The organism is Streptomyces sp. NPDC058195, from assembly GCF_042883525.1.
GTDB lineage: Bacteria > Actinomycetota > Actinomycetes > Streptomycetales > Streptomycetaceae > Streptomyces.
In genome coordinates this window covers 477,239-487,788 of the sequence record NZ_JBHVVM010000001.1, presented here as the reverse complement: position 1 = coordinate 487,788, position 10,550 = coordinate 477,239, and the positions used below count along the sequence as shown (strand labels likewise).

Annotated in this window: 7 protein-coding genes and 1 pseudogene; 2 read left to right on the top strand and 6 right to left on the bottom strand. The window is 68.8% G+C overall.

All coding sequences use genetic code 11. The features are described 5' to 3' along the window. Positions 1–1,326 (top strand): annotated as a pseudogene (locus ACFVWY_RS02195) (hypothetical protein); the annotation flags it as partial. Between the two features lie 38 nt (positions 1,327–1,364). After that, positions 1,365–2,171, top strand: coding sequence for a hypothetical protein (locus ACFVWY_RS02190; RefSeq protein WP_389866285.1), 807 nt, complete (start codon positions 1,365–1,367; stop codon positions 2,169–2,171). Between the two features lie 67 nt (positions 2,172–2,238). Here the strand turns inward: ACFVWY_RS02190 and ACFVWY_RS02185 are convergent, their stop codons facing one another. The 6 genes from ACFVWY_RS02185 to ACFVWY_RS02160 all read right to left on the bottom strand — a co-directional run bounded on the left by ACFVWY_RS02185 (position 2,239) and on the right by ACFVWY_RS02160 (position 10,425). After that, a complete protein-coding gene (locus ACFVWY_RS02185) occupies positions 2,239–3,495 on the bottom strand; it encodes a cytochrome P450 (RefSeq protein WP_389866282.1) in 1,257 nt (418 codons plus the stop codon). A 14-nt stretch (positions 3,496–3,509) separates the two neighbouring features. Next, on the bottom strand, positions 3,510–4,343 hold the full coding sequence (locus tag ACFVWY_RS02180; RefSeq protein ID WP_389866280.1) for an alpha/beta fold hydrolase: 834 nt from the start codon (positions 4,341–4,343) through the stop codon (positions 3,510–3,512). Between the two features lie 106 nt (positions 4,344–4,449). Beyond that, complete coding sequence (locus ACFVWY_RS02175; RefSeq protein ID WP_389866278.1) at positions 4,450–6,507, bottom strand: ATP-binding protein; 2,058 nt, start codon at positions 6,505–6,507, stop codon at positions 4,450–4,452. Further along, entirely contained in the window at positions 6,504–7,319 is an 816-nt protein-coding gene (locus ACFVWY_RS02170; protein WP_389866275.1) for a DUF4255 domain-containing protein, read from the bottom strand. The genes ACFVWY_RS02175 and ACFVWY_RS02170 overlap by 4 nt, the downstream gene beginning before the upstream one ends. Positions 7,320–7,467: 148 nt before the next feature. Then, the gene (locus ACFVWY_RS02165) at positions 7,468–9,468 is read right to left on the bottom strand and encodes an HYR domain-containing protein (RefSeq protein WP_389866274.1); all 2,001 of its coding nucleotides are present in this window, start codon (positions 9,466–9,468) and stop codon (positions 7,468–7,470) included. Between the two features lie 330 nt (positions 9,469–9,798). Then, positions 9,799–10,425: a response regulator transcription factor gene (locus ACFVWY_RS02160; protein WP_389866271.1), complete on the bottom strand. Its 627-nt coding sequence runs from the start codon at positions 10,423–10,425 to the stop codon at positions 9,799–9,801. Positions 10,426–10,550: the final 125 nt, after the last annotated feature.

The window sequence follows — 10,550 nt, the reverse complement described above, 5'->3', positions numbered from 1 at the left end:
CAGCTCATCGGCTCCCTCCTCGGCCTCACCTGGGCCAGCATCCGCACCCGCATCACCCAGAAAGGCATCCCCGAACAAGCCCTCACCACCATCGAGACCTCCGTCCCCGTCGCGAAGAAACTCGCCACCGAAGGCCCCGCCGGCGCCGTCAGCGAAATCACCGCAGAAGCAGGCGACCTCAAAGCCACCATCCTCGAAAAACTCACCACCTACCTCATCCCCACCGTCCTCATCGCCGGAATCACCTGGATCCTCTCCCTCCTCAACCCCGCCTCCGCCTTCATCCGCGCCGTCAAAGGCATCATCGACATCGTCACATTCATCGTGACCCAGGGCGCCCAGATCGCCGACTTCGTCAACGCCGTCCTCGACGCCGTCATCACCATCGCCAACGGCGGCGCAGCAGGCGTCCCCAAAATGATCGAAACCGCCCTCGCCACCAGCATCCCCCTCCTCATCGGCTTCCTCGCCTCAATCCTCGGAATCAGCGGCCTCGCCAACAAAGTCAAATCCGTCTTCCACACCGTATCCAAACCCGTCACCCGCGCCATCGACAAAATCATCAACCTCATCACCAAAAAAGGCAAAGCCCTCTGGAACAAACTCAGGGAGAAGAAAAAGAAGGAAGGAGAAAAGAAGGAAGGGAAGCCATCCCCCCTCGAAGAAAAGGAGAACCGTCTACAAAAGGCCATTCAAGCCGCCGTCGACCAGGTAGATGCAATACCTGGAGAAAACATAGAAAAGAGAGAAATAGATCCCACACTGAGCCCCATTCGGTCAAAGTACAGCCTGACTCGACTCTACGCCGCGCTCAAAGGATCGAACTGGGTAATCTTTGGGGAAATCAACCCCAAAGGAAATAAAAAATCCAAAAAGAAGGGGAAAGAAGAGAGCAAGAACTCAGAAGCCCTCACGCAGCTCGCCGAGAACAACAAGGGAAAATGCAAGGCAGTCGCGATATTACGCACAGTTGGCGGAGGCATCTACGAAGGAAAGAGCATGAAGAATCGACCAAAGTCGTCCGTCCACCCGGAAGCACTCAAGGAGATACAACGCTTGCGCAAGAACCACCACCTAGGATGCGCCGAAATAGAATGCATCAGTGAAGCCTACAGAGAAAAAGAAAGAAAGGAGAAGAAGCAGGAGGAATACAACAGGCGCAATAGAATATACGAAACGGTGAGCGAGGAGGAGAGCAATCCGGCACGGAACGGTTCCATGGAAGCCGCAAAGGCAGAGATGGACAATTGCGGAGACGTCTACATGCCCTGCGACTTATGCAAACTCTTGTTATCCGACATGGGCATAAGGATTCTGAATCGCTGATTGCCGACCACAGTCGAGGGAGCACAATGGAGCGCCCGATGAAGTTGCAGAAATTGATCAAGAAGCTACGCAGAGCAGATCACCGGACAGCCGTTTCCGCCCTGAGTTCGATCGAAGAAAAAATCAGCCCACAAGGGGCGGCTTTCTCAGAGGAGGCCGTCATGGCAATCCCCTTGCTCTTTGACATCGCCACACGCTCCGAAACAAAGGCTCGGAGGGAGATTCTGAACTACCTGGGAAGCGCTTACGAGGACACATTGGGAACCTGGCAGTTCCGATGGGACGAAGATCCAGAAACACGCCACTATTTCACCGAAATGGTGGCGTGGGAGCAGGCTATTTCGGAAACTTACAGAAGCTGCATGCCTTCAGTCATTCACCTCTTGGGAAGAGATAACGATGAATCGGTCCGAGGATCGTCAGTCTTCCTTCTCTCGCGAATCAAGGAATGTCCAAATAACCTGACTTTGACCTTCCGAAACATGTACGCGGAACAGGCGGGAGACGCATTTCGGATCGACATCATCGAAGGCATGACAAATTTGATCTTCAGGCAAAACCCTGTTCCCGCAGCAGAATTGCATTGGCTCCATGAGAAACTGAAAGATCCCTCGCCAGCCATCCGGATGGGAACGGCATTGAGTCTCATGGCGAGAGAAGGACAGCAGAAAGAAGTAGAGAGTGATGAGCCCGGCAACCGCTCCTTGAATCAGATCGCCCTCGATGCCCGGGGCAAGGGCGAGCACACGTTGCGGAAGACGGCCTGGCTGGCGAAGAAGTCGACCGACTGGGCCCTGGAGCGGGCGTTCGTTCAGACTGCGGACTCCGGTGACACGAAGCCGTGAGCAGACAGCGCCGACCACCTCCCTGCGGCACGAGCAACGGCTGCCGTCCCGTGGAGACGGCCGGGCCCTATCCGCCAGCCACCGTCATCGGCAGCGACTTCACCCCGTTGATGAAGTTCGAGACCAAGTAACGGGGTGACCCGGTGAGTTGGAAGTAGCCCGGCGGCAGCACCCGGCAGGTCTCCTCGTACAGAGCGCTCAGCTGCAGCCGCGCGAAGTGGGCGCCCAGGCAGACGTGGGGGCCGTCGCCGAAGGAGACGTGGGGGTTGGGGGTGCGGGTGAGGTCCAGGGTGAAGGGGGACGGGAAGACGCGTTCGTCGTGGTTAGCGGAGGCGTGGAGGACGACCACCTTGTCGCCCGCGCGGATGCGGGTGCCGGCCAGATCCGTGTCCTGGGTGGCCGTGCGACGGAAGGTGAGGACCGGGGGGTGGCGGCGGAGGAGTTCGTCCACGGCCGTCGCCGTCCCCGCCTCGCCCCGGCACAACCTGCCGTACTCCTGCGGATGTTGGGCCAGCAGGCTCAGCCCGCCGGGAGCGGCGCTGCGGACCGTGTCGTTGCCCGCGATGACCAGGAGGAAGAAGAACATCTCCAGTTCAGGGCCGGTCAGTTCCGGGTCCGTGGCCAGGGCCGTCATCACGTCGTCGGCCGGGTGGCGGCGCTTGTGGGCGGCCAGGTCGTGGGCGTAGTCGAACATGTCGCGCAGGGCGGACGGGGAGCGGGGGTTGAGCGGTTTGCCGTCCGGGCCGGGTACGGGGGTGCCGGACTCGTCGGGGTCCTGGTAGCCGATGACGCGCCGCGTCCAGTGGAGGAGCAGCGCGCGGTCGGTGTCCGGTACGCCGAGCAGGTCGGTGAGGTTGAGCAGGGCGTATTGGTCGGTGACTTGGGCGACGAGGTCGCAGGTGCCGTTCCCGTCCCGCGCGTCGGTGACGGCGCGGGTGAGCAGGGCGCGGGCCCGTTCGCGTACGACCGTTGCGAAGCGGTCGATGCGTCCCGGGGTGAAGGCGCGGCTGACCAGGGTGCGCAGGCGGCGGTGGTGCGGCGGGTCCTGGTTGAGCATCATGCGGCGGATGAACGGCAGGTCGGCCGGGTCCGGGTCGCGGATCTGGGTGGCGCCCAGGTACGAGGAGTACGTCGCGGAGTCCTTCAGCACCCGGACCACGTCCGCGTGCCGGGCGACCGCCCAGAAGCCCGGTCCCTCCGGCCAGCCGAGCACCTCCGGCTCCTCCTGCCACGCCACCGGGTGGTGGTCGCGCAGAAGGCGGTAGCGGTCGTGCGGGACGCCCTGCCCGTACAGCCTCGGGTCGAAGACCTGCGGGACGGTCACGGGCACGGAACCACTCACGCGTCCGCGTCCGCGTCCGCCCGCAGGAAGTCCTCCACCACCCGGATCACGTCGAGCGGGGTCTCGTCCATCGCGTAGTGGCCGCACCCCGGCAGTTCCACGAGCTCGGCGTTCGGGTACCAGCGCATCCAGGTGCCGCGTTGCAGCTCCGCGGACAGGGCCGGGTCCAGGGCACCCGCCACCGCGAGGGCCGGTACCGGCGAGCCCTCGATCCGGTCGTGGAAGTCCTCGCCCGCCCAGGAGTCCAGCCAGGCCCGGAACGCCTTCGCGTCGCTGCACTCCACCGAGCGGCGCACCATCCGGTCCAGCCAGGCGGCCGGGCGGTGGCCGCCGGTGGTGGTGTCGAGGATGGCTCGGCGGTTGGCCGGGGTGTCGGCCGCCCCGGCGAACAGCTCCCACTGCTCGGGCGGCAGCGGCAGCCCGGAGGCGGGGACCGGCGAGACCCCGGCCATCCTCCGCACCCGCTCCGGTGCGTCGGCCAGCACCCGCTGGACGACCGATCCGCCCATCGAATGGCCGATCAGCGAGAACCGCGCCCAGCCGAGCCGGTCGGCCAGTGCGAGCACGTCCCCGGCCCCCTCGGCCGTGGTGTACGTACCGTCCGCGTCGCGGGCCTCGCCGTATCCGCGCAGGTCCACCACCGCGTACGTGAACGAGGCGAGGTCGAGGTCGGGGAGCACGGGGGCGTACGCGGAACGGTCGGCGAGCCAGCCGTGCACCGCGATCACCTTGTGCGGGCCTTCGCCGTGCAGCTCATGAGGCAACTCGTGAGGCAACTCGTGAGGCAACTCGCGGGGCGGAACGGGCAGTGCGGTCACGCTGACTCCCATGGCAGTACGGATACGCGTACGTGGGTACGGAGGAACGGTTCACCGGTTCCGGACCACGGTCGCGCCAACTCCGCACCCGCGCAATAGGGCCCGCGCCGGCCGGTGCTCAGCCCAGCAGCTCCAGGTACGGGCCGAACTCCGACGCCAGTGTCAGCCGGCCCAGCTTCTGGTACTCGCGCTGGACGGCGTGGATCAGCGTCGGCATCGTCACGGGTTCGCCGGTGTCCGCGGCCAGGTACGCGGCGGTCACCGCGATCGAGCGGATGTTGCCGCCCGCCAGCTCGAAGTTCTCCGCGCAGAACGCGAGGTCCAGGTCCGTGCCACGGGGCAGTACGGGGCCCAGGCAGCGTTCCCAGAGGACCTGGCGCTGCTCCGGGTCCGGGACCGGGAAGTCGATGACGAGGTCCAGGCGGCGGGTGAAGGCGTCGTCCAGGTTGGCCCGGAGGTTGGTGGCGAGGATGGCCAGGCCGTCGAAGGACTCCATGCGCTGGAGGAGGTAGGCGCTCTCGACGTTCGCGTAGCGGTCGTGGGCGTCCTTCACGTCGGAGCGCTTGCCGAAGATCGCGTCCGCCTCGTCGAAGAGGAGGACGCCGTTCACGCCCGCCGCCTCGGAGAAGATCCGCTCCAGGTTCTTCTCCGTCTCGCCCACGTACTTGTCGATGACCGTCGCGAGGTCGACCGTGTAGAGGTCCAGGCCCAGATCGGCGGCGATGACCTCCGCCGACATCGTCTTGCCGGTGCCGGAGTCGCCCGCGAAGAGCGCCGATACGCCGCGGCCCCGGCCGCCACCGGGGCGCATGCCCCATTCCCCCAGGACCCGGTCGCGGTGCCGGGCGCGGGCGGTGAGTTCGCGGAGCTGGGCGTGGGTGTCGGGCGGGAGCACCAGGTCGTCCCAGCCGACGGCGGGTTCGATACGGCGGGCCAGGCGGTCCAGGCCCGCCGCGTTCTGGGCGCGGGCGCCTTGACGTACGTGGTCGGGGGTGAGGGTGCCGCCGTCCAGGTGGGTGGTCTGGGCGGCGCCCCGGGCGGCGCGGGTGATCTGTTCCGGGGTGAGCAGGAACGGGGAGAGCAGCCGGTCCACGTCGACGGCCGCGGGAACCGGCGCGTCGTAGGCCTCGCTCCAGAGGGCCGCCCGGGTGGCGGGTTCCACGCGCGGGGCGTGCAGGAGCAGCGGCGGGGCGGCGGACCAGGCCGCGTCCCAGGGGGCCCGGCCCACCAGCACGGTGGGGACCGGGGTGCCGGTGAGCAGCCTGAGCAGCCCCGGGTGCTCGCGGCAGACCGCGTCGAGCGGGGCACAGACCACGCCCGCGCCGGTCAGCCGGGCCTCCCGGACCAGGGAGCGGACGGCCTCGGCGGGGGCAGGGTCCTCGGCGAGGCGGGCCAGGTCCAGGCCGAGGACCCGGTGGCCCGCGCGGGTCAGCGCGGAGGCCGCGAGGGCGGTTCCGGCGCCGCCCTGGTCCTCGCGGAGGTAGGCGAGCGGGACGCCGTGGGCGAGCGCCCCGGCGAGCGGGACCGGGTCGCCGACGCCGGGCACGGCGCGCCACGGGGCGAGGAGGCCGACGAGGCGCGGGTCGGAGGTGTCATCGCCCAGCAGGTGCGCGGTCACCCGGTCGGGAACGCGCAGCGCCCGGCTCAGGAACGGCCGGTCCAGGTCCTCGACCAGCAGCAGGCGTCCCTCGCGGAGCGGGGCACGGGCCGCGAGCCGGCCGCGCGCCTCCTGGTCGGCGGGGGACAGCCCGCACAGGCCCAGGGCCAGGCCGATGGAGGGGCGGCGGCGGGTGACGTCGTCGTTGAGGTAGCCGTAGAACGCCTCGAAGCGGTCGTCGAGATCCGGTACGAGCGCGATGAGCAGGATCTCGATGTCGAGGTCGGTCAGTCCGAACTCGGCGGCCAGCGACGTCAGCCTGGCCTCCTTCTCCCCACCCGGGCCGGACTCGGCCACGGACGCCGGAACGGGAACGGGAACGGGGTCCGGGAACGCGCGGGCCGCTTCCTCGTCCAGCAGCCGCGCGATGTTCTCGTCCGTGAGGTAGAGGCCGCGGAAGGCGTCGTCCGGGTCCGGATCGGTGAGTTGCCGGGCCTCGACCGCCCGTCGGACGCGCTGCTCCACGACCACCGCGCGGGCGAGGAGATGGCGCAGGTTCGGATCACCGGCGGTGGTCATTCAGCACTGTCCTCCGTAGCCCCGGCCCCCGCAGTCCCCGCCCCGGCACCGGCGCGCCCGCTCCCCGTCCTCCGGGTCTCCGTGATGCGGAGGGACAGACCCCGTCGCCGCTCCGCGTCGGGGACGCGAGACGCGGCGAGGTCCCCGTCCGGCCGCCCCGGCCGCCCCGGACGGCCCCCGTACACCGGGAGTCCGCCGCGCCCCGGCATCGGCTCCGAGACGGGTTCGGCGCGGGCGGGCACGTCCCCGAACCGGGCTTCCATCCCCTCGTCGCCCACCGGCGGCCCGACCGCGTAGCTCGGCGAGGCGGTCACCGGCACGCTGACGACCAGGTCGAGTGAGGGCTTCAGCTCCCCGCCCAGCGCGCTCCACACGTCCGCGAACGAGCGGTCCTCCGGCGGCGGCAGAGCGATCGACATCGGCACCGGCGCCCCGATCTCCGCCAGGGTTCCCGCCATCCGGTCCGGCGGCAGCGCCTCGTACCGCAGCAGGCAGCCCAGCAGGGACGAGAGCAGCCGGTGTTCGTCCTCCGGGCGCTTGGTCCACGCCGTGATCAGGTACGACAGCTTGAAGAACCGGGGCGGGCGGCGGCGCGCGATGATCGTGCCCCGCTCGTCGTAGTCGTTGTGCAGACCGCGCTCGCGTCGGCGCATGTCCTCGCGGATGTCGTAGAGGTACAGGTTGACCATCGGCGCGTTGACCTTCGCCGCCCACTCCCGGGTCGGGGCGTCGAAGACCACCGCGATCTGGCCGCCGCCGAGCACCTCCGCCCTGATCAGGGCCCGCAGTACGTCATCGACCTCGTGGATCACCCGGTCACCCCCGCACGGTCCGTGGCGCCCGCGCACGCCCCGCGAAGCCCGGCCGTACTCACGCGCGCCCCGCGAAGCCCGACGACAGGCACACACGCCCCGCGAAGTCCGGCCGTATTCACACACGCCCCGCGATGCCCGGCGGTGCTCACGCGCGCCCCGCGAAGTCCGGCGGCTGGAGGTTGCGCTGCACCACCAGGACCGGTTTCTGGAGCCGGGCCAGGTCCCGCGCGTCCGCCCGCAGGATGCGCGGTCCCAGCTTGTCCTTGCGCAGGACCAGGACCTGCACCTCGAAGGCGCCGTCGCGGCCGACCGTGGCCGTGGCTCCGCCGGGCGTGATGCCGGTGTTCCACGTGAAACGTACCGACGCGCCCGGCGGATAGTCCTTGCCACGGGCCAGCACCGGCTGCCCCGGCTTGGCGACCTGCGGGGTGACGGTCAGCGAGGGCTTCAGGACGCGCAACCGGTCGGTGTCCTGGTTGTTGGCCTCGCGGCGGTCCGGCAGCGTGCCGCGCACGGTGGCCCGTACGTCTCCGGTGACCGCCGCGCGGTACGTGGCGTCCTGGGTCACCTCGATCCGGCCGCCGGGTGGCACGGTGCAGGGTTTCGCCGCCGTGCAGCGGGTCAGGGCGGGCAGGGTGCGGTCCCCCTTCTTGGACGTCTTCGGCCAGGTGGTGCCGATGACCACGCCCGTCGCCGGGTCCGGGCCCGCGTTGGTGACGACGAAGCGGGCGTGGGCCTGGCGCCCGGTGTAGGTGCGGTCGGGGCTGACGTCGGCCCTGACCGCCACGTCCGCCGAGGGCGGGACGGGCGCCTCCAGGACCTCGATCTCGGCGGTGTCCGTCCCGGTGTTGCCCGCCGAGTCGGTCGCCGTGCAGGTCACCGCGGTCCGGCCGACCGGGAAGAGCGATCCGGAGGCGGGCGTGCAGGTCACCGGGAGCGTTCCGTCGGTGGTGTCCTCGGCGGTGGCGGTGTACGTGACGCGCGCGCCGTCCTTGTCCTTGGCGCGGACGGTCAGATCGTCCACGGTGACCACGGGTGCGGCGATGTCGTTCACGTCGATGCTGATCTGCTCCTGGTATTTCGGGTCGGCGGCAGCGGCGGGCCCGATCGTCTCCGTGCCCGGGGCCTGGGTGCCCATCAGGAACTGGACGGTGCAGCTCAGCCGGGTGCCCTGGGGCGCGTCGGCGGAGACGTCGATGTTCTCCGCGAAGTGCGCGGTCTCGCCGCTGACGAGTTGCCGGACGGGCGGGTCGAGGCTGACGGAAAGATGCGGATCGCAGTTGTCGAGGCGGTAGCTCACGTTCGTGGGAAGGTTGCGGAAACCTTCGATGATGGCGTCCACGACGTCGTCGCCCTCGATGCCGTCGATCATCCGGCCGTTGGTGGCGTTCACCATGCGCAGCGCCTGGTTCGGCTCGTGCGGCGGATCGTCGTCGTAATCGGGTATCTGGCCGTTGCCGTTGAGCCCGTCGCCCAGATCACTGGTCAGCCCGACCGCGATCAGCCGCACTCCCGCGTCCTGGAGGGCGAACTCGGCGTCGCTGAAGCTCCATCGGTAGTTGCTGGGCTCGTGGCTGGACGCGTCGCCCACCAGGACGACGACCGGGCTGGAGTCGGGGCGGAACACGGTCTGCCCGTCACCGCCGTTGGCCAGCTTCCACAGGGCGTAGAGCCAGTCCTCTGCGGGCCCCTTGCTGTCGGTGCCCAGATTGGCCTTGAGATCGTCGACGCCCGTCTGGACCTTGTCCAGGTCGTACGTCAGCCCCTGGGTCACCTTGAATCCGGCCTCGGGAGGGTCCGCCCACTCATCTCCGAAGGTGGCCACGGCGAAACGGGACTCCGGCTGCTCCTTGCGGATCGCCGTGGTGATCTCGGGGATGCGCCTCTTCACCACCTCGATCGGCGTTGTCATGCTGCGGGTGCCGTCCACCAGCAGGATCACGTCCGGCCGCGGCGGGATCGCCGGCGTACGCACCTGCTTGTCCACGCCCGTGGAGCCGCCCGGGTCGACCGTGTCGGTGAACTCGGCGGGTGTGACCCAGGGTTCGGGCACCGAGTCCGCCAACGGCGCCCCGGTGGTAACGGCTGAACCGGGCGCGACGCCGGTGGTCACGAGCAGCAGCGCGAGGGCCGGTATCCGGAGCACCGCGAGAGCCCTACGCGCACCGGACGCCCCTGCTACCCGCCGCGGACCGCCGCGTACGCCCGTTCTCCAAGCCGCCCGACCGGCCACCCGACCGGCCACCCGACCGCCCGGCCGTGACCGTGACGTCCGCCGAAGCGGCTCTAACCAGCGCACGGAAGCCTCCCCGTCCTCGCCCGACCCGGCGCACCGGATGCCGATCGGCACACCGGACGTCAGGGTCCTGCCCGGACGGCGGGCGCACAGCGGTACGGAAGTCACACCCCCGGGAAACCTCCGCTGCCCGAAAGGGCAGTGGGCCCCGCGCGGTCCGCGCCGACGGAGCGGGTCGGCTCAGATCAGCCCCTGCCGCATCGCGTACGCCACCGCGTGCGAACGGTTGCGCAGTTGCAGCCGGGTCATCACCGAGTGCAGCACGTTCTTGATGGTGCGCTCGGAGTAGGAGAGCTTGGTGGCGATGTCCGCGGTGTCGTACCCCTCCGCGACCAGCCTCAGCACATCGACCTCACGCGCCGCGAGCCCCGTGAAGTGCAGCCCCCGCGGGCCGAGTACCTGCCCCTGGAGGCGGCCCACCTCCTCCAGCAGCCGTCCCAGCAGGTCGGACGGGAGGTGACCCTCGCCCCGCGCCACCGTGCCGATCACCTGCACCAGATGCTCCGGCGTCGATTCGGAGCGCCTGACCACCCCGGCGACACCGCACTCCGCGGCACTCACCAGTTTCTGTTCGTCGATGTCCGTGGTCACCAGAACCGTGCGCGAGGCGCTGGTGCGCTGAATATGACGCAACATCGTCAGTACCGTTTCGTCGACCGCGTCCACGACGACGATCACTATCTGCGGAGAGGTTTCCCCCTCCCCCCACTCCACCACGCTGACTTCGGGCCGCGTGCGTAATTGACTGGCCACGCCTGCCTGCGAGATGGGGTCCTGCGCCCTCAATGCGACGGTGGTGCGATCCATGGCAATGCTCCCCCTGGGCAACAGCCGATGGCATCACGTCGAACACAACCAACCCGGCTGTTTCGTCTGCCTCATTAGCCTGAGGCGGTCAGAAGATGCCCTTGTTTCCTTACAGGGAAACAAAA